We start from the raw sequence: 19,032 nt of genomic DNA, 5'->3' as shown, positions 1-19,032 counted from the left end.
CTGCCGTTGCACGAGACGGCGCGGCGGGACGGCGACGTCGATGAGTGGGAATGATTGCTGTTACGGCAGCTATGGTAGGCGGGGAGATGTTAACGAAACGTCAAGATGAGGCACGGAATCGATTCGTTGTCCGGCGAGGTTGGCCATGCTCATGACTTGGCGTTGCGCTCGCGAGTCCGGACACGGCGCCCCCTCGGGCTGCCGAATCCGTCGAGCCGAAACTCGCGAGGCAAGCGGAACTCACGCGTCCGGTTTCACCGCGATGACGTCGATTTCGACGAGCCATTCGGGACGCGCGAGCGCCTGCACGACAATGCCGGTCGACACCGGAAACACGCCTTTCAGCCAGCGGCCCATCACGTTGTAGACGGCTTCGCGATAACGCGGATCGATCAGGTAGACCGTGACCTTGCAGATGTCCTCGAGCTTGCTGCCGCATTCGTCCAGCAGCAACTTGACGTTCGACATCGCCTTCTCGGTTTGCGCGGCCACGTCGCCGACGCCGACCGATTCGCGGGTGTCAAGATCCTGGCCGATCTGGCCGCGCAGATACACCGTGTTGCCGGCAACGACCGCCTGGCACAGGTCGTTGTCCAGCTTCTGTTCGGGATACGTTTCCCGGGTATTGAATTGGCGGATGCGGGTATGCGTCGTCATGTTCAGTGATGAAGAATCCTGGAAAGAAAGCGTTGCGCGGCGGCGCTGGCGGCGCCCTGAAAGAACGCGTCGGTGGGGCTGTCTTCGATGATCGCGCCGTCTTCCATGAACACCACGCGATGCGCGACCCGTTTCGCGAAGCCCATTTCGTGCGTGACGACCATCATCGTCATCCCTTCGCGCGCGAGTTCGACCATCACGTCCAGCACCTCGTTGACCATCTCCGGGTCGAGCGCCGAGGTGGGTTCGTCGAACAGCATCGCCATCGGATCCATCGACAACGCGCGTGCAATGGCCACGCGCTGCTGCTGTCCGCCCGACAACTGGCCCGGGTACTTGTGCGCGTGCGCCGACAACCCCACGCGGTCGAGCAGTTCGCGCGCTTTCGAGCGAGCCGTGCCTTCGTCGCGGCCGAGCACGATGCGCTGCGCGAGCGTGAGATTGCGCGTCAGGTCCAGATGCGGAAACAGTTCGAAGTGCTGAAACACCATGCCGACGCGGCTGCGCAGCTTCGGCAGATTGGTCGACTTCGCGGCGAGCGAGGTGCCGTCGACCACGATATCGCCGCGCTGGAACGGCTCCAGCGCATTGACGGTCTTGATCAAGGTGGATTTGCCCGAGCCCGACGGCCCGCACACCACCACGATCTCGCCCTTGTTCACCTGCGTCGAGCACTGCTTGAGCACGTGATGGCTGCCGTACCATTTGTCGATGCCGCGGATCTCGATGACGGCCTGGTTCGCACTCATTTGTCGAAATATCCCGCGCGGATCGACGCGCCGATCAGGTTGAGAATCAGACGGCCCGCCGTCACGCAGGAAATCAGGTTGGCGTGATCTTTCTCCGGCTGGATCTCGACGATGTCCATGCCGACCACGCGGCCTTTCTTCACCAGCCCGTGAATCAGCTTGCGCGCCTGCACGAACGTCACGCCGCCCGGTGCCGGCCCGGCCACGGCCGGCATCACCGATGGATCGAGGCCGTCGGCGTCGATCGTCAGGTAGTAGTTGCCGCCGTCTGGAATCCGCGCGAGCACCGCATCCATGCCGATGTCGTGCAGCTCGTACGCGGTGACGAGTTCCGAGCCATAGGCGCGCGCGGCGACCAGTTCCTCGGTGCGGCCGCTGCCTTGCGCGCGCAGGCCGATCTGGATGATGCGATCGACGTGCGCCATCTCCGAGGCGCGGCGTATCGGGCTCGACAGGCCTTCGCGAACGCCGTTGACGTCGTCGCGCCAGTCGAGGTGGGCATCGATATGCACGAGCGTGATCGGCCCCTTGGCGTCGAGCCCGCGCAGCACCGGCGTGGTGATGCCGTGGTCGCCGCCCAGCACGATCGGCATCGCGCCACCGGCCACGATGCGGCGCACCGCCGCCTCGGCGCGCGCGTAATGCTCGCCGGGTTGGGTCAGATCGGGAACGATGTCGCCGCAATCGACGAAGCGGATGTCGGTACGGCCTTGCAGCAGCGGGCCGTCGATATCGAAGTCGTAATGATCGGGCTTGCGCACCACGCGGTCGGTCGCCTGACGAATCGCGGACGGCGCGTTGGTCTGGTCGTTGCTGAAATCGGACGGCGCGTAGGGCGCGCCATACGGCATGCCGAGCACCGCGATATCGGCCTTCAGGTTGTCGATGTCGAGATCGAGTTCCGAATAGAGCAGGGTGGGGTGGCCGATACGCGGCGCAACGGTGTATTGGGTCATGCGAAACTCTCCAGAAAAATGGCCTGATCTGCGTCAGGCGTGGTGCGTGAGCCGCCCGATCGCCGTCTCCACACGCCGGCCGATGCCGGCCATCAGAACGCTGCAGATCCAGTAGATCAATGCCGTCGTGCCGAGCACTTCGACATAGGCAAAGGTGTTGGCGGTGAGCAGATTGCTCTGGTACGTCATCTCCGGCAGGCTCATCACCGAAAAGATGGCGGAGTCCTTGAACATCATGATCACGAGGCTCGTGGTGGGCGGCGTGATGTAGCCGAACAACTGCGGCGCGACCACGTGGCGCTGCGTCTGCCAGAACGTCATGCCGAGCGAGAGCGAAGCCTGCGTCTGGCCGCGCGGCACGCTGCGCAGCGCCGCGCGCAGGATTTCGCAGAAATAGCCGCCCGTGTAGAACGCCGTGCAGCCGATCGCGACGGTCATCGCCGAAGCGCCGATGCCGAGCTTCGGCAAGCCGAAGAACGACAGGTACACGAGAATCAGGTAGGGAATGTTGCGCACCAGTTCGACATAGGCGAGCGCCGCCGGCCTCAGCAGCGTGCGCGATTGCGCCGCGTACGCCGCGACGATCCCGGCCACCACGCCGAGCGGAATGCCGATCACGCTGACCAGCGCGGTGATCCGAAGCCCGTCGAGCAGCACCGGCACCGCTTCGCGAACGATCGAGAAATCAATGGCCATGGGGCAGCATCCTTGCGACGCGGCGCTCGCACACTCGCGAGCCGGCCGAGATGCAGAACAGGATCAGGAAATAGACCACCGCGGTGATCGAGAAGACCTGCAACGGCAAGTCGGTTTGCAGCGTGGCGTTGCGCGCGACCGTGGCGAGTTCCGGCACCGCGATGATCGACATCAGCGAGGAGGCCTTCAGCAACAGCGTGAACTCGCTGGTAAGCGGCGGAATCGCGCGATAGATCATCTGCGGCAACAGCACGTGGCGCCACACCTGGGCGGGGCGCATCCCCATCGCGTAACCGGCCGCGCGCTGCCCCCACGAGATCGTGCCGAGCGAGCCGCGCAGGATTTCGACGATGTACGCGCTGGTATTGCAGGCGAGCGCGGCGATGCCGGCCGTGATCGGCGAGATCGAAATGTCGAGCAGGGCCGGCACCATGTAGTACGCGATCAGCATGTGGATCAGCGCCGGCGTGCCGCGGATCAGGCTGACCCAGAGCACCACCAGCGCGCGCAGCGGGCCGAACGGCGAGATCCGTGCGAGCAGCAGCACGATGCCGAGCGTGAGCCCGATGACGAACGCACACGCGGAGGCCGCCAAGGTGAGCGCCGTTCCCGACACCACGCCGTCGAGAAACGGCGCGATCACGCCGCCTTTGTCGAGCCAGTTCAGCATGATGGCGCGCGTCAGATCGCGCCGGCCGGCAGATAGTCGGCGTGCGGCGTGTCCATCGGGGCGCCGAACCACTTCGTCTGCAGCGCGGCGAGCTTGCCGTTGGCGCGGAATTCATCGAGCGAATCGTTGATGAACTTGCGGATCTCCAGATCGTTCGGATTCGCGACCCACGCGAGCAGCTTCGGCTGGCCGATCGTGCCGGCGATACGAAACACGTTCGGCTGCCGCTTCATTTGCACGGCGGCGATGTTCGACGGCATCAGCGCGACGTCCACGGTCTTGTTCGCCAGCGCGTTCGACACGTCCGGATAGGCCTGGAACAGCTTGGTACCCGCGTAGCCCTTGCCGGTCTTTTCCTTCAGTTCCTTCTCGAACTCGTCGGCAACCGGCTGCGACGACGAACCCATCTGCGTGCCGATCGTCTTGCCGCCGATGTCGAGATCGCGCTTGACCGACGCATCGTCGGCGCGCACCAGCAGCACCGAGCGAACCACGCCCACCGGTTCGCTGAATGCGAAACGCTTCGCGCGCTCCGGCGTGATCCCGACGCTGGTCGCGACGAAGTCGAACTTGTGCGACATCAGGCCCGGCAGCAGCCCCTGGAACGGCAGATTCATCTGCTCGAGCTTCACGCCGAGCTTGGCCGCCATCAGTTCCAGCACGTCGTGTCCGTAGCCGACGATCTGGCCGTTTTCGACGAATTCGAACGGCTCGTACGCGGCTTCCGTGCCGACCACCAGCTTGCCGCGTTTCTTGATATCGGCCAGCGTGCCGCCTTCGGCCAGCGCGAGCTTGGGCAGCGCGAGCGCCATGCCCGAGGCGAGGGTGGTTCTGATGAAGGATCGTCGGCTCAGTTGTTTCATTGCGTTCTCCGCGGAGTGGCGTGGGGTCGTGGTCGGGTCTTGTGGCCGGCGCATCGTGGACCTGCTGCTCCGCGCGATTTGCCTGACGACCCAATGTATTTCGCCATAAAGAGGGTGAAAAATGATTTTTTTGGCGGTATGGTTCCGAAAAATGAAACCTTCCGAATGCGCGATTTTTCGTCATTCGCCCCGCCCCCAGGAGCCGTTCAAGTGTCCCGACCCGATTTCACCGAACGCGACTTGCGCTCGCTGCGCATTTTCTGCGCGGTCACGCAGGCCAATGGTTTCGCGGCGGCGGAAAAGCAGTTGAACATGTCCAAGGCGTCGATCAGTCGCCATATCCGCGAAGTCGAGGAGACGCTCGGCGCCCGGCTCTGCGAGCGCGGCCCATCGGGATTCGTGCTGACGCACGCGGGGAAAGTCGCGCTCGATCTCGCGCGCGACGCGATCCGCTCGCTGGAACGGATCCGGCCGGAAATCGACGCGGTGCGCGGGGTGTTGTCCGGCACGCTGTCGATCGGCATGGTCGAGCACATCATCCGCGATGAAGGCTGTCATCTGCCCGAAGCGCTGGCCGCGCTGAAGGAGCAGGCGCCGGACGTGAGCGTCGAATTGCAGGTGATGACGTTCAACGAACTCGACCTGGCGTTGCGGGAGCGTCGCGTGCAGGTCGGCATTCGCGGGATGTACCGGCGCGAGGCCGGCCTCGATTACCTGCCGCTGTTCATCGAGCGGCAGGCGCTGTATGTCGCGCGTCGCAAGATGGCCGAAGCCGCGACGCTGCCGCTCGTCTATCGCGAGCAGCCGTTCGTGCACGAAGCGCTCAACATGCTCGGGATGCAGCGCGGGCCGTCCGCATCGGGGCTGGAAGCCGTTGCGATGCTGGTGTTGTCCGGGCAGTACGTGGGGCTGCTGCCGCAGTTTTACGCGGCATCATTCGCGAAGCGGCACGCGCTCGCGCAAGTGCCGTCGGGGCCGGTTTATGAAAATACGATCAGCGCGATCATCGAGATTTCGCGGCCGAGAACACGAGCGCTCGATCTGTTCCTCGATATTGCGCAACAGCTTCATCAGGTGACGTGATCGCGAGGCGCGCAAAAATATTCTTCATTGAACTTATTAACGACACGGAAGCGCCTGCCGCAGTTTCAGCCACTCGGCCTTGGTGATTGACGGTGCAATTCAATTGAAATAAATCTATCGGTTCGGTAATCGGCCAGAGTAAGCTTGCGAGCCGGAGGCCGATTTTCAATCGGCAAGGCGTGCCGGCAAACGGGAAAGCTGGATTTCAAAATGAAGATCGGGCCACACATTAAGGAGATCCCCGATGCCTACCGCTGAACAATTGAACAAAGTGAAGGAAAACGTCGCGAACCTGATTGATTTCACCAATCATGTTCATCCCTTCTTTTCGGATAAGGTGAGCGAAGTCTATCTGAACCTGAAAGCGAACCAGGAAAGCGATCCGGGGCAGACATTCCTGTGTACGCTTTTTGATGCGGCGTTCTGGTCGATCGGCTCGTTGGAATTTGCGGGCGCCGGGGTCTTTTCATCGTTTCTCGGAAGCTTCTTTGGCGCTTATGTTGGCCCCAATCCGCCGCCGAACCTCGAAAAAACCTTCGCTGGCGTGGTAGAGCGGCTCGATGCCACGCTTTCGCAGGCGCTCGATGACCTGGCCGCCATCCATGAAAATCCGGCCGCCTATTGGGACAAAACGTATACCAATCCGCTCAATCACAAGACGATCGCGATATCGAGCCTCGGCGACGCGTCGGCCAGCTTTCCGTCCCGATACACGCCGCTGTTCCAGCGTGTTACCGACACCACGGTGTTTCAGTTTCGTCAGGAATTGACCAAAGCCGTGTTGCCCACCGTCTACTACGTCTACTTTTCGGATTACTACAGTTCCTGGCAGTATCAGAACAAGGAAGCATTCTTCCGCGACGCCTCTGACTACATTGCCAAGTATCCGGCCTATTTCTTCAAGTACCGCGAAACCTGGAAATTCCGCGGCGGCCAGAAGGCCGACGTGATCCAGTATTTCAATTTCAGTCTCGTGATGGAGGGCAGCATCACCACGGTCGCACCGGACGATCTGTGCCAGTGGTTGTTCGAGGACGACGGGTATGGTCACCAGACCAACGCCGACGGCGTCGCGAAGCGCCGGGACGTGTTCTTTTCATGGGGGCTGCGCGAATACTTTCCGAGCGGCAAACCGTTCGGGCTGGATCAGGCGGTGGCTACGCTGACGGCATCGGCGGCCGGCGGGAGCGAACCACCGGAGCTCGATGATTCGCATCTGCCGGATGGTGGGCCGAAACCGTTGCCGATTCCTTCAGCGACTGGAGCGGGTTGAGGCGGACGGCGTGCTGTGAACCGTGGCTGGGCGGTCTGTTTGGCTGTCCCGGCTGCGGCTGGCCGCGAATCGATCGAGGTTGAGGCGGATATTTCTAACTGGCTCAAACCAGACATTACTAAATAGCCCTGACACAATGTCTGCGCCAAGTTCAAATGTCGGGGTCTGCGCTAAATAGAAATGTCGGGTTTTACGGTACTTTTCCTCGTGTTTTTGGGCTGGGCGGCGTAGCCGCCCAGCCCCCGTTCTTGATGCTTTTTGCTGCTCACTTCGTGCACGGCCTGTGTGACATCCGCCAGCGTGATCGCCCGCTGTTTCTTCATACCCACCAGCGCTTTCTTCGCTCGAACTTCCTCGCCAATATGAGTGCGGGAAGGGGAGCCCGATGCGCGTCGATCGTCACGCATTTCCTGCACGGAACGCGCCACCGCAAGCGCATGTGAGAGCCGCTTGTTTTCGACCTCCGCACCCTGATCGATCTTCGTGATCCGATCGTATTCCGTGTACGGCAATACAACACCATCAGCCTGAATCTCGATCGTGCCGTCGGGATATTCAACGACTTCCACGTACTGATGAATAAGCTTGCGATTGGGCACCGTATCCTGCAGTAAATACATCACCCGGTCGTACTGGACGGTCAGCGCATTCGTGACCTTGCGCGGCACCCGATAGGCCAGAATCTGCCGCAGATCCTCGTCATCGCGCAGCGGCCGATGTGCGTTGTGATCGCTCTTCGGTGGCTTGCCGAAGCGCCGATTGAAATCAGCGATGAAGGAGGGCGCATACGCATTGGCCGCTTCGCGCGTGCTGATATTCCGCAACCTCAGCTCCTTGACGAGTCGGTCCTGCAACGTCAGGTTGGCCCGCTCGACACGCCCCTTGGCCTGACTCGTGTTCGCACAAAACGCTTCGATATTGAGTTGGTACAGGGCCCGGCCAAACTGCGTCACGCCTTTGCCAGCCGTACTGGCACGATCCTTTATATAGAACACGCTGAACTTGTCGCTGTAATACGCGACCGGTTTGCCGTGCGCTGCCAGGTGCTTGCCCAGCGCCTCGAAATAGCTGAACGTCGACTCGGTTGCCGTGAAATGCAGCGTCATCAGCCGGCCAGTCGCATCGTCGATGAATACCAACAACGTGCAGGCTGGCGCACGTTCCTCGAACCATCGGTGATCGCTGCCGTCAATCTGGATCAGTTCGCCCAGACACGAACGCCGGTTCCTCGGCTGATGGATCTTGGGCGGACGTTGTCGGCGCGGTGTCCATAAGCGCGCGTCGATCATCAAGCGCCTGACCGTCTCCTTGGCCAACTTCAGGTCGTGGCACTCGCGCAGCTTCTCGCAGGCCAAAGTCGGGCCGAAATCAGCGTAGCGCTCCTTGATGATGGCTACGGCTCGCACCGCGACTCCTGCATCGATCCGGTGATTGCTCGGCTTGGCGCATCTGCCCGAGATCAACCCCGGCGGTCCTTGTTCGCGCAGACGTGCTGCGAGGCGTCGAACCTGGCGCGTAGTCAACAATAATCGCTCGGCGGCTCGCCACGGCTTGAGGTGCCCGTCGACCACCGACTGAATCACTTTGAACCGGTCCAACTCGCGCATCGTCATGGTGATTCTGTCCGTCGCCGCCATCGTAGCCTCCAGCGCCGTGGGAATCGACGCCGGCTAAGCTTAAGCCGCCGAGAAGCGGACATTTGAATATGGCTAGAAGCGGACATTACAACTTAGCTGCTACACACAAATATTCGTTAATTTACCTTATGTCAAATAACGAATTCACCGCAAACCCCTCACCACCCAGCGCCGCCAACCGCTCCCACGATCCAGCGGCGCCTCCAACAATCTTCCTGAGCCTCACATCCCCGAATGGTGCTTCACCTGCCACCGTTTCATCAAAGCGATCTCATCCTTCTGCGCCTTGACGATTCGCCCAGCCAGCGCACGCATCTGCGGGTCCTTCCCGTACTTGAGCTCGACCTCCGCCTGATCGACCGCCCCTTGATGATGCGGAATCATGTGCGCGACAAAATCCGCGTCCGGGTCCCCCGTATAACCAGGCGCGCTCATGTTGCTCATCATCGATTTCGCGTTGCGCTCGAACGCCTGGGTTGCCGGCGATGCGTCGGCCTTGGCATCACCCGGCATCGCCATCTTCATCGAATTCGAATCGGCCTGCTGCGCGTAGACGCCGCCCGGCACGACGATCAATGCGATTCCCGCGGCAATCGACACAACGGCGGCAATGGAACGGATTTTCATAGGAATGCTCCCGAATGACTGACTGGTGAATGACCAAAACATCATCAAGCTTCCCACCATGGGAAGGTCAAGCGCCACGGCATCCCCGACAAAAAAAATGCCGCCCGAAGGCGGCACCAAGAAACCCGGGGGGCTTGCTCCGGGTCCCGAGAGATCATCCAGTCACGCGTTCAATCAAGCGCGCTTGTCCCGCAACGTGATCACGGCGGCCAGCACCACCAGCCCGTTGATGATGTCGCGCACGGCCGGCGGCACGGTCGTGCCGGCCAGCAGCGTGCCGAGCGCGGTCAGCAGCAAGGCGCCGCCGAACACGCCGAGGTAATGCCCGCGCCCGCCGGTGATGAGCGCCCCGCCCACCACCACCACCGCGATCGACGGCAGCAAGTACGGATCGCCCATCCCGAGGAACGCCTGCGAACTGAAGCCCGCGAGCAACACCCCGACCATCGCGGCGCACAGCCCCGACAGGCAATACACGGCGATCAGCGTCGAGCCGACCCGCACGCCGGACAGCTTCGCCGCCACCGGCGAATTGCCGACGGCATACACGCGGCGCCCGAACGGCGTGCGATGCAGCAACAGCAACGCCACCGCCAGGAACACCGGCACGCTCCACGCGGCCATCGACAGCGGCCCGACGTGCCCGTTCGTGAATGCGCTGATGGCGGACGGCGCCCAGCCCTGCGGCGAGCCGTTGCAATAGATCAGCGTCAGCCCTTGCAGCAAGCCGTTGGCCGCGAGCGTCACGACGATCGGCGGCAGCCCGAGCATGACCACGCCCACGCCGTTGAACACGCCCACCAGCAGCCCCGCGCCGAGCACGGCCGGTACGGCCCACACGGCGGCCTCGTTCAGGCCGTGCGTGAGGCCCGTCAGCAACACGCCCGACAGCGTGATCAGCCACGGCATCGACAAATCCAGCCCGCCGGTCAGGATCACGGCGCCCTGGCCGAGCCCGAGAATCGCGAGAAACAGCGTCAGCGTGAGCAGGCTGCTGTAGAAGTTGCCGCTGACCAGCACACCCGGCCCGTACACCACGCCGGTGAACGCGACGACCGCGATAAACAGCAGATACGCCGGCACCACGTACTTCACCCATTCGCGGTTGCGCTCGATCCAGTCGGCGATGGCGCGCCCTTTCAGCTCGGTGTTCTCGATCGGCCGGAAATCGCTGACCTCGAAGCTCACGTGCCGCACGTCGCGGCCGCTGCGGGCGCGCGTGCCGGTGCGCACCGCCTTCAGCCATTGCGCGGCATGGCGCAAGGTGGCGTGCGCGGCCGATTGCTTGCCGATCGACGAGCCGAGCACGGCGAGAATCAGGATCAGCGCTTCGGCGATGGTCGTGAAGAACGCGGACACGTTCAGCACCAGCAGGATGTTCACGGTGATCATCAGCGTCATCGCGGCGAACACGGTGCCGACGCTGCCGCCCCGCCCGCCGCCGAGCAAGGTGCCGCCGAGCACCACCGCCGTGAACATCGACAGCAGCAGCGGCCGGCCGACCAGCGGATCGGCGGAGCCCGTCTGCGCGGACACGTACAGGCCGGCGGCGGCGTAGAACATGCCGGCCAGCGCGTAGGTGGCGATGCGGTAGCGCGTCACGGGCATGCCGTTGGCGAACGCGCCGTCGGCGTCGCTGCCGATCGCGTACAGGCCGACGCCGAAGCGCGTGCGCCGCACGAACGACCAGATCAGCAGCGCGACGATCAGCACCCCGGCGGACATCGGCAGCCGGTCGGGAATCAGGTCGGACGTGAGAAACGCGCCGAACTGCTCGCCGACGCTGCCGCCGGGCGTGCTCTGGATCAGCAGCGTCAGGCCCTGCACCATGAACATGGTCGCGAGCGTGACGACGATCGACTGCAGCCGAAACCATGCGATCAGCGCGCCGTTCAGCAGGCCGATGCCGCCGCCGATCGCGATGATCAACGCAGCGCCCAGCCACTGGTCGAGCGGCGAACCCTGCACGAACCGCACCGCGAGCACGTTGGCCAGCGACACGACGGCGGACGCCGACAGGTCGAACCCGCCCGACAGCACGACGATGGTCTGCCCGATCGCGGCGAGCGCGAGCGTGGTGGCGCTGGAAATCACCGAGCCGACGTCGTACAGGCCCACCGGCGTGGCGGACAACGCGGCCCACGCGATCAGCATCGCCAGCAGCGCGCCGATCGCGATGATCAGCCCGCGATGGTGATCGATGCGCGCGCCCCAACCCGCCCGCGCGTCCGGTCCCGCCATCCCGCTGTCGGGAGATGCAACGGCAATCTTCATGACAAGCCTCTCAACTGGAAAGCATCTTGCGCATCACGTTTTCTTCCGTGAGCGCGTCGCCGGACAGCTCGCCGACATTGCGGCCGCGATACATCACCGAAACGCGGTCGCACACGTTGACGAGCTCGGGCACGTCGGTGGAATAGAACAGCACGGCGCCGCCGGCGGCGGCGAACGCGCGCATCAGCACGAAGATCTGGTGCTTGGTGCCCACGTCGATACCGCGCGTGGGATCGAACATCAGCCACACGCGGCTCTGGGTCAGCAGCCATTTCGCCATCGCGATCTTCTGCTGGTTGCCGCCCGAAAACGACAGGCATGGCTTGTAGAGCGCGCGCGGATTCACTTCCATCTGCGCGAGCGAGCGCCGCACCGCCGCCTGCTCGCGCTTGCGGTCGATCAGGCCGAAGCGCGTGTAGCGGCCGATCACCGGCAGCGACACGTTCTGGCCGCCCGGCAGCTTCAGGAACAACCCTTCGGTCTTGCGATCCTCCGGCAGCAGGCTGGTGGCCACGCCGGCCTTCAGCGAATCGGCGGTGGAGGTCAGCGTGACGGGCTGGCCGTCGATGCGGATCTCGCCGTCGTCGAGCCAGGCCGCGCCGAACAGCGCCTCGAACAGCTCGCGCTGCCCCATCCCCTGCAACGCGGCGACGCCATGCACTTCGCCGGGTTGCAGCGCCAGATCGAACTCGCTGACGGCGCTGCCGACGCGAATGCCGCGCGCCGCGATCGCGGCGGGCTTCGTGGCCCCTTCGCGCAGCGCCGGCGATGCGAGCTTCGGCGGATACTTCGCCTCCATCGAGCGGCCGATCACGAGCCGGATGACTTCGTCATCCGAAATATCGGCGGCATCGAACGCGCCGACATCGCGCCCGTTGCGGTACACGGTCAGGCTGTCGCAAAACTCGCGCACCTCCTGCATGCGGTGCGAGATGAACACGAACGTCACGCCGCTCGCCTTCAGTTCGTCGATGCGGCGCGACAGCCAGGCGACGTCGCGCCCGGACAGCGCGGAGGTCGGCTCGTCGAGCAGCAGCACCTGCGGCCCGCGCACGATGGCCTTCGCGATTTCGATCTTCTGCCGCACCGGCAGCGACAGATCGCGCACATACGCGCCGGGCCGGATGTCGGACAGCTCCAGCCGGTCGAGCCATTCGGCCGCCTGGCGCTGCGCCTCGCGCTTCCTGATGCGGCCGAACAGGCCGGTGGGTTCGTACGACATCAGCAGGTTCTGCGCCACGGTCAGGTCGCGCACCAGGGTCATCTCCTGGAACGCGGTCTGCACGCCGGCCCGATGCGCGTCTTTCGGCCCGCGCATCGTCACCTCGCGGCCCATCACGCGGATCTGCCCTTGATCGGGTTGCATGAGGCCGGACAGCAGCTTGACGGTGGTGGACTTGCCCGCGCCGTTCTCGCCGAGCAGCGCGTGCACGGCGCCGCGCTTGACGCGGAACGACGCGCCGTCGAGCGCGACCGTCGCGCCGAAGCGCTTGGTCACGTCGTGCAGATCGATTGCCAGGGATGCGTCGTTCATGGTCGCGTCTCGCCGGCTCAGTCCTGCGTGCCGCTCAGCGCGGCGTTGAAGCCCACTTCGCGGGTGTCGTCCGAGAAGATGTCGGCGAACCAGCCCGGCGGCACCTTGTCCGGCATGAACGCGGTGCAGCTGGCCTTCAGTTCCTCGAGGCTGCCCGTCTTGCACAGCTTCGATTGCGGCGTTTCGACCAGCGGCAGCTTCAGCGTGACGCGCTGCGGGAAATCCTTGCCGTCGAGCTTCTGCACGGCCAGCTTCAGCGCCATCGCGCCCGAGTACGGCGGTGCGCCGTACGAGATCGAGCGATAGCCGATCGAGCGGTACCCGCCCGGCCCCTTCACCTCGCCCGGCGGCAGCATCTGCACGCGGTGGCCGTTCGACGATTCGCCCGCGCACGGCTTGACCTTGTTGTCGGGGATGCCGGCTTCGAGCTGCATCGACGCCGCCGTGAAGCAGCCGACCTGCATCCACAGGCCGTCGATCTTGTCCCAGCTGTTGGTGGCGAGGATCTTCGACAGTTCGGTCTTGGCGGTGGCCTGGCTCCACATGCCGGTGCCTTCGGCGACCACCTTGATGCCGGGATATTTCGCGAACACGGCCTTGGCGGCGTCGGTGCGCGCACGGTCCACCGAGGTGCCCGGCACGCCGTTGATCATCACCACGTTGCCCTTGCCGTTGATCGTCTTGGCCAGCCATTCGGCGGTGACGGTGCCGGCCTGATGCTGGTCGATCGTCACGTTGTGCGCGCACGGCTCGGTCACTTCGCCGTCGTAGGCGGCCACCACCACGCCCTTCGAGCAGGCGTTCTTGATCGCGCGGTTCAGTGCGGTCGGCGAAATCGGGTAGAGGATGATCGCCTTCGCGCCGGCCTGCACCATCGAATTGATCTGCTGGATCTGCTTTTGCGCGTCGGTGCCGGCTACCTGCACTTCGAGATCGACCTTGTCCTTGAGCGCCGGCGTGTTGGCCATCGCCTTGATCATGTTGGTGGCTTCCGTCTGCCAGTCGTTGCCGACATAGCTCATCGACAGGAACACCTTGTACTTGCCCGCCGCCATCGCGTTGCCCGACGCGGCCAGCGATGCCGCGACCGCCATGCCCAGCGCCACTCGGCCCGCATTCTTGATCGCAGTCCTGATTAATTTCATGTCTTCCTCCGGTTCTTCGTCATGGTCTTGCGAAATCGGTTTAGTCGGCGTTCCTGACGTGCGGCAAGCGCGCGCTCGCCGGCAGCGCGATGCCTGCGCTGCCCGGCACCACGTTCGGGTCGTGGCCGGGAATCACGAAATCGGCGATCTGGCGAATGCGCGCGAGCGAAGTCATTTCGGCCAGCGTTTCGTGCACGATGCCTACCGGCACCAGATCGACGATGTTTTCCATGCAGTTCGCGCAATCGCCCGCGATCAGCACCACGCCCGCCTCGGTATCCACGGCCACCGACTGGTGCCCCGGCGTGTGGCCCGGCGTGGGCACCACGCGCACGCCCGGCACGATGTCGGCCACGCCGTGCACGAACTGCCAGCGGAAATACGCGAGCGGCTCGCGGCCGATCAGGAATTCCTGGTAATAGGTCGCCTGCGTCGGCAGCGGATGGCCGGCGTATTCCCATTCCTTGGCCTGCACGATGAAGCGCGCGTTCTTGAACAGCGTGTTGCCGCCCGAATGGTCGTAGTGCAGATGCGTGTTGATGACGATGTCGACCTCATCCGCATGCCAGCCCACGTATTCCTTCAGCGCGCGTTCGAGCCGCTCCTCGGGCGCCTGGTCGCACGGGCACACGAAATTCGACACCCAGCCCGGATCGTGGATGCCGGTATCGACGACGATCTTCTTGCTCGCGCCCACGATGGCCGTGGACCACACCGGCACCCGCATCTGCTGGCCGAAGCCGCGCCCGTATACCTGCGACGAGCGATCGACGGTCAGCCAGCCGGTGGGCATCGCCACTACCTTCAGCTTCGCGCTCATGCCGCGGCCCCGCTCGTCGGCAACACGCGGCCGGCCGGGTTCGATTCGGTGTGAAGCATCGTCATGGTGGGTCTCCGTGTCAGGGGTCGAATCATGTCAGGCATGCGCCTGGTCCAGGCCGCCGCCGCTGTCGGCATGGCGCAGGCGTTCCTGCAGATCGGCAGCCGCATCGCCGATGTCCTCCTCGATGCCGGCGCGCGCGCCCTCCCCGTCGCCACGCCACAGCGCTTCGACGATATGGCGGTGCGCCGTCATCGAACGGCGCATGTGCGGAATGTCGGGGGCCACCAGGTTCAGGAACGGGCCGATGCGCATCCAGAGGTTGCGGATCGTCGAGAGCGTGATGTCGCTCGCGCCGTGCGTGTAGATCGCGATATGGAACGTGAAATTGCTGCGCAGGTAGGCCGGCACGTCGCCGGCTTCGACGTGCGCGTCCATCTCGTCGAAGATGGTTTGCAGTTCGGTCAGATGTTCGCGCGTCATGCGCGTGGCGGCCCGCCTGGCCACCGCGCCTTCGAGCGCGATGCGCACGTCGCGCAGTTCGTCGAGCAACTCGAACGTCATCGGCGGCACCATCAGCGCGCGGCCGGGGCCGTCGATCAAGGCGCCCTCGGCCTGCAGGCGCGTGAGCGCCGCGCGCACCGGCATGGTGGACGAGCCCACCGCCTCGGCCACGCTGCGCAGGCTCAGCAACTGCCCCGGCGCGAAGCGGCCGGTCATGATCGCTTCCCGGAGTTGGGCGTAAACGCGGCCCGCCATCGTTTCTCGCGCCACGAGTTCGAGTGCCGGCAAATCCGATGTCGTGCGCGTTGCCACTGCTGCCCCTCCGTCCGAATTAAGCGTGTGATTCAGAGCTGCGATCTGTGATCACACTGCACGGAGCGAAGTTTGGAAGCTGTGCAAGCGGGCGTCAACCGCTATTGCCTAGGTGAAAACACGCAGCGTTGTTCAGGATGCCGGAATGTTTTTCGTGCTCACGAAGGCAAGGTCCGGATCGGTTTTGGAGGGAGGTATCCGCGCACTGTTTTGGGGATGATGTGACAGCCATATGAAGCTGATTCGGTTCAATTCAAAGGCGCAAGTTTTTTTATATATTCAGTGTTGCTTATCGATTATCAAAGCATGAAATCTTGAATTGGTAATATTTACTCCATTGGATAATATTTAAGTCAATCCAATTCTTTCCGGTTGCCTACAATGCAATCTCGCCCTTTTTTCAAGGAACAAAATTGCCGAGATTTTGGCATCCGCCGCGTGGCTGGCCAACGCGCGAAATTCATCCTCGCCGAGTCTCGATTCTGCAACGGAAATTTGTTCAAACACAAACATCATGTCACTGATTTTATTGAATAAATTTATTCGAACGACAGCTTGAGTCTTCACGGTAAATCATCGTGGAATTGGCTTCGTCCGACTTCGTTCCAGTGCATAAAAAATCCCTCCAATCAATTCGCAACTCCATCAATTCATTCAATCCGACAGTCATCATTTAATCCATAAATTACCGCATAATCAGCGTTACATTTTGATACTAAAGGCAAAATAAAAGCCCCCTACAATGTGCGCTCCCGTACTTACATCGGAAATAATTGCAGTGCCGAAACTCACTCTCCTCTCAAAATCAGCCGATATCGGCAATAATTCCTCCAACGCTACGGAATCCTCTACAAAGTCACGTCGCAGTTTCCTCTCCTACATGCTGGCCGGCGCCGGTGGCCTGACCCTCGCCGGCTGCGGCGGCGCCAGCGACGCGGCCGAACGCTGGCCGCACTCGCAGCGCACGCCCACCGGCTCCACCACCACCTCGAGCAGCAGCACAACCACGACGCCGCCGGCCACCTCCGCATCGACGTCGACCTCCACGTCGACATCGAGCACGCCGTTCTTCTACGGCCTCAACGGGCACATGGCCTACAACTCGGGCATTTATCACACGCTGTCCGCCGCCGCGCAGCTCGCGATGATCAAGGACCTGGGCGCGACGATGTACCGGTGCGACGTGGCCGGCTCCGACATGGCGAAGGTGCTCGCCACCGCGCTCACCGGCCCGTTCGCGAAGAGCGGCGTGTCGATCTTCCCGGTGCTCAACCCGAGCTCGGCCGGCTGGAGCACCTCGCTCAGCGAATCGGCCGCCTATACGCTCGGCTACAACCTCGGCACCAGCGTGACCACGCCGCTGAAGGGCCTGGTGTCGTACATCGAGTGCGGCAACGAACTCGACGTGCCGGTGGTGAACAACGGCGACGGCAGCAACACCATCAACTACAACCCGGCGGCCTGGCCCGCATTCCGTGGCGTGATTCGCGGCATGATCGATGGCGTCAAGGCGATCGATTCGACCATCAAGGTGGGCGTGAACGTGGGCATTCCGCTCGCGTATCGTGCGTTGCAGATGCTGTGGAGCGGCATCACGCCGAACGGCACCACCAACGGCGTGACCGGCGCGGCTTCGGTTCGCTGGGACATCACCTGCTATCACTGGTACGAAAGCTCGGGCGATATCGTCTGCGGCTGGCGCAACAACGCCTGCTACGACGTGCTGCAGGCGCTCAAGGATTCGTTCGGTGTACCGATCTTTCTGACGGAATGGGGCTGGACCGGCCCGATCGACACCGCGACGCAGCAGGCTGCCTACGTCACCCGCGCGCTGACCGAGTACAAGTCGATCAAGGACAAGTACAACATCCAGTCGGTCATGATGTACGCGATGATCGACGACCAGTACGGCCTCGTGAAATCGGACGGTGTCACCAAACTGCCGGCCTACTCGGCGTTCAAGAGCTTCGTCGCAGCCAACCCGGTGTAACGGGTCGAACACGATCCGGCATGAGCGGGCCGCCGCGGCGCCCGTCTCATGCCGGTTCGATCACGAAATTCGCAGCCGCGTAGAGCGCGCTGCAACTCCAGATTTCCTCGTCGTCGCGGGTGAACGTCGCCCAGCCGTCCTTCACGTGCATGAGCGCGTGCGGAAACACCGGGCGGTGCCCGTTCGCGGCGGCCGACAGCGCGTTACGCTCGCGGCAGGTGGCGCGGTAGGCGCCGTCGGGAAGTGCAAGTTGAGTCACCACGTTTCGATTCCGGTTCAAGCCTCGCCGCGCGGCGCCACGAACAGCCGCTCATCCCAGATCACCGGTTGCGGATCGCTGGCGATAATGCCGGCGGCCTCGGGGTGCAGCGGATTGATCAGTGCGTTCCATTCCGCGCGCGTGACGACCGACGGCACCAGCAGAATCGCGCTGCGCAGTTCCGTGAGCCATGCATCGCCCACGCCGCGCGCGACATGCGGCGACGACGAATCCCATCCGGCCGGCAAGTGTTGCGCAGACAGCCGCTCCACCGGCAACGACGCCGGCACCTCGGCCTCCACCCACACATGCGTACGCGGCACCTTGCCGATACGCGCATGCACCAGCACTTCGAGCATGGCGCCGGCGAAGGTCGTGCCGGCATAAATGACGGCGCGCCCCGGGCTGTTGAAACGCCCGCCCAGCAACATCGCGCCGGTCCCGCTCCAGACGGGATGCCGCCCGTCCGCAATCCGGTAAAGCTTCATACCGGCAGGCCGTAGAACAGTTGCCACAGCGTTTCCTCGACGCGGCGCGCGCCGAGTTCGGTCAGCGCGACGTCGAGCGGCGTACGGCCTTCGAGCAACGGATTCGGTGCGGACAGGAAGGCGCGGGCGTCTTCGGCGTCGTTCCACACGTAGGTGGCGGTGGCCACCACGCGCGCGAGGCGCTCGGCCTTTTCGGATTCGTCGCGCGTCAGCCGATCGCGCCGGCGCTTGTAGGTCGCCTCGGGGATGATGCTGGCCAGCAGTGTGCGACGCGCTTCGGTACTGCCCACCGCGTGCGCCACGCCGGCTCGCAACGCCGATTTCGGCAGGCCGTCGCGCACCCGGCTTTCCAGCTCGGCCAGCGTGTGCGGCACGGGAGAGAGGTCCATGACCGCTGCGATCGCTTCCGGCGTCACGAATTGCATGAGAATTTCTCCCGTATCATTTGAACCAAAAATATAGGCCAAATGATACCCGAAATCAAACCTCGCTCGC

Annotated in this window: 20 protein-coding genes; 3 read left to right on the top strand and 17 right to left on the bottom strand. The window is 63.5% G+C overall.

Annotated features, from left to right (window positions below; all coding sequences use genetic code 11):
* Nucleotides 1-240 precede the first annotated feature (240 nt).
* The 6 genes from AB4850_RS07330 to AB4850_RS07305 are packed head-to-tail and all read right to left on the bottom strand — an operon-like array spanning nt 241 to nt 4,591.
* Nucleotides 241-657: a RidA family protein gene (locus tag AB4850_RS07330; protein ID WP_414439159.1), complete on the bottom strand. Its 417-nt coding sequence runs from the start codon at nt 655-657 to the stop codon at nt 241-243.
* A gap of 2 nt (nt 658-659) precedes the next feature.
* A complete protein-coding gene (locus tag AB4850_RS07325; RefSeq protein WP_414439158.1) occupies nt 660-1,406 on the bottom strand; it encodes an amino acid ABC transporter ATP-binding protein in 747 nt (248 codons plus the stop codon).
* The gene (locus tag AB4850_RS07320) at nt 1,403-2,362 is read right to left on the bottom strand and encodes an agmatinase (protein WP_414439157.1); all 960 of its coding nucleotides are present in this window, start codon (nt 2,360-2,362) and stop codon (nt 1,403-1,405) included. Before AB4850_RS07320 ends, AB4850_RS07325 begins: the two co-directional genes overlap by 4 nt.
* Nucleotides 2,363-2,395: 33 nt before the next feature.
* Entirely contained in the window at nt 2,396-3,058 is a 663-nt protein-coding gene (locus tag AB4850_RS07315; RefSeq protein WP_414441934.1) for an amino acid ABC transporter permease, read from the bottom strand.
* Nucleotides 3,048-3,728, bottom strand: coding sequence for an amino acid ABC transporter permease (locus tag AB4850_RS07310; RefSeq protein ID WP_414441933.1), 681 nt, complete (start codon nt 3,726-3,728; stop codon nt 3,048-3,050). Before AB4850_RS07310 ends, AB4850_RS07315 begins: the two co-directional genes overlap by 11 nt.
* An 11-nt stretch (nt 3,729-3,739) precedes the next feature.
* Nucleotides 3,740-4,591 carry a transporter substrate-binding domain-containing protein gene (locus AB4850_RS07305; RefSeq protein ID WP_414441932.1) on the bottom strand — a complete coding sequence of 284 codons (852 nt, stop codon included), beginning with the start codon at nt 4,589-4,591 and terminating at the stop codon, nt 3,740-3,742.
* A gap of 165 nt (nt 4,592-4,756) precedes the next feature.
* On the opposite strand from AB4850_RS07305, the gene AB4850_RS07300 reads away from it, so the two are divergent.
* Nucleotides 4,757-5,674 carry a LysR family transcriptional regulator gene (locus AB4850_RS07300; RefSeq protein ID WP_414441980.1) on the top strand — a complete coding sequence of 306 codons (918 nt, stop codon included), beginning with the start codon at nt 4,757-4,759 and terminating at the stop codon, nt 5,672-5,674.
* A 244-nt stretch (nt 5,675-5,918) separates the two neighbouring features.
* Entirely contained in the window at nt 5,919-6,947 is a 1,029-nt protein-coding gene (locus AB4850_RS07295; RefSeq protein ID WP_414441931.1) for a hypothetical protein, read from the top strand.
* Between the two features lie 170 nt (nt 6,948-7,117).
* Here the strand turns inward: AB4850_RS07295 and AB4850_RS07290 are convergent, their stop codons facing one another.
* From AB4850_RS07290 to AB4850_RS07255, 8 genes are all read right to left on the bottom strand, one after another.
* Complete coding sequence (locus AB4850_RS07290; RefSeq protein WP_414441930.1) at nt 7,118-8,584, bottom strand: ISNCY family transposase; 1,467 nt, start codon at nt 8,582-8,584, stop codon at nt 7,118-7,120.
* Nucleotides 8,585-8,806: 222 nt separating this feature from the next.
* Entirely contained in the window at nt 8,807-9,211 is a 405-nt protein-coding gene (locus AB4850_RS07285; protein ID WP_414441929.1) for a DUF305 domain-containing protein, read from the bottom strand.
* Between the two features lie 174 nt (nt 9,212-9,385).
* Nucleotides 9,386-11,485 carry an ABC transporter permease subunit gene (locus tag AB4850_RS07280; RefSeq protein ID WP_414441928.1) on the bottom strand — a complete coding sequence of 700 codons (2,100 nt, stop codon included), beginning with the start codon at nt 11,483-11,485 and terminating at the stop codon, nt 9,386-9,388.
* A 10-nt stretch (nt 11,486-11,495) separates the two neighbouring features.
* The gene (locus tag AB4850_RS07275; RefSeq protein WP_414441927.1) at nt 11,496-13,019 is read right to left on the bottom strand and encodes a sugar ABC transporter ATP-binding protein; all 1,524 of its coding nucleotides are present in this window, start codon (nt 13,017-13,019) and stop codon (nt 11,496-11,498) included.
* 17 nt (nt 13,020-13,036) lie between these two features.
* Nucleotides 13,037-14,164, bottom strand: a complete 1,128-nt coding sequence (locus AB4850_RS07270; protein WP_414441926.1) for a sugar ABC transporter substrate-binding protein — start codon at nt 14,162-14,164, stop codon at nt 13,037-13,039.
* Between the two features lie 40 nt (nt 14,165-14,204).
* Nucleotides 14,205-14,984, bottom strand: coding sequence for an N-acyl homoserine lactonase family protein (locus AB4850_RS07265; RefSeq protein ID WP_414441925.1), 780 nt, complete (start codon nt 14,982-14,984; stop codon nt 14,205-14,207).
* A gap of 96 nt (nt 14,985-15,080) precedes the next feature.
* Nucleotides 15,081-15,743 carry a GntR family transcriptional regulator gene (locus AB4850_RS07260; RefSeq protein ID WP_414441924.1) on the bottom strand — a complete coding sequence of 221 codons (663 nt, stop codon included), beginning with the start codon at nt 15,741-15,743 and terminating at the stop codon, nt 15,081-15,083.
* 405 nt (nt 15,744-16,148) lie between these two features.
* A complete protein-coding gene (locus tag AB4850_RS07255) occupies nt 16,149-16,367 on the bottom strand; it encodes a hypothetical protein (RefSeq protein ID WP_414441923.1) in 219 nt (72 codons plus the stop codon).
* Nucleotides 16,368-16,680: 313 nt separating this feature from the next.
* Between AB4850_RS07255 and AB4850_RS07250 the strand changes: the two genes are divergently transcribed.
* A complete protein-coding gene (locus AB4850_RS07250) occupies nt 16,681-17,790 on the top strand; it encodes a hypothetical protein (protein ID WP_414441922.1) in 1,110 nt (369 codons plus the stop codon).
* 46 nt (nt 17,791-17,836) lie between these two features.
* On the opposite strand, the gene AB4850_RS07245 is transcribed toward AB4850_RS07250, so the two are convergent.
* From AB4850_RS07245 to AB4850_RS07235, 3 genes are read right to left on the bottom strand one after another with little or no spacing between them, the layout of a single operon-like run.
* A complete protein-coding gene (locus AB4850_RS07245) occupies nt 17,837-18,052 on the bottom strand; it encodes a hypothetical protein (protein WP_414441921.1) in 216 nt (71 codons plus the stop codon).
* A 14-nt stretch (nt 18,053-18,066) separates the two neighbouring features.
* Nucleotides 18,067-18,537, bottom strand: a complete 471-nt coding sequence (locus AB4850_RS07240) for an RES family NAD+ phosphorylase (protein ID WP_414441920.1) — start codon at nt 18,535-18,537, stop codon at nt 18,067-18,069.
* Nucleotides 18,534-18,962 carry an antitoxin Xre/MbcA/ParS toxin-binding domain-containing protein gene (locus tag AB4850_RS07235; protein WP_414441919.1) on the bottom strand — a complete coding sequence of 143 codons (429 nt, stop codon included), beginning with the start codon at nt 18,960-18,962 and terminating at the stop codon, nt 18,534-18,536. The genes AB4850_RS07240 and AB4850_RS07235 overlap by 4 nt, the downstream gene beginning before the upstream one ends.
* Between the last annotated feature and the right edge of the window lie 70 nt (nt 18,963-19,032).

The sequence above is a fragment of the Burkholderia sp. 22PA0106 genome (assembly GCF_047497155.1).
GTDB lineage: Bacteria > Pseudomonadota > Gammaproteobacteria > Burkholderiales > Burkholderiaceae > Burkholderia.
The sequence above is the reverse complement of the archived record's forward strand: the minus strand, read 5'-3'. Positions and strand labels throughout refer to the sequence as shown.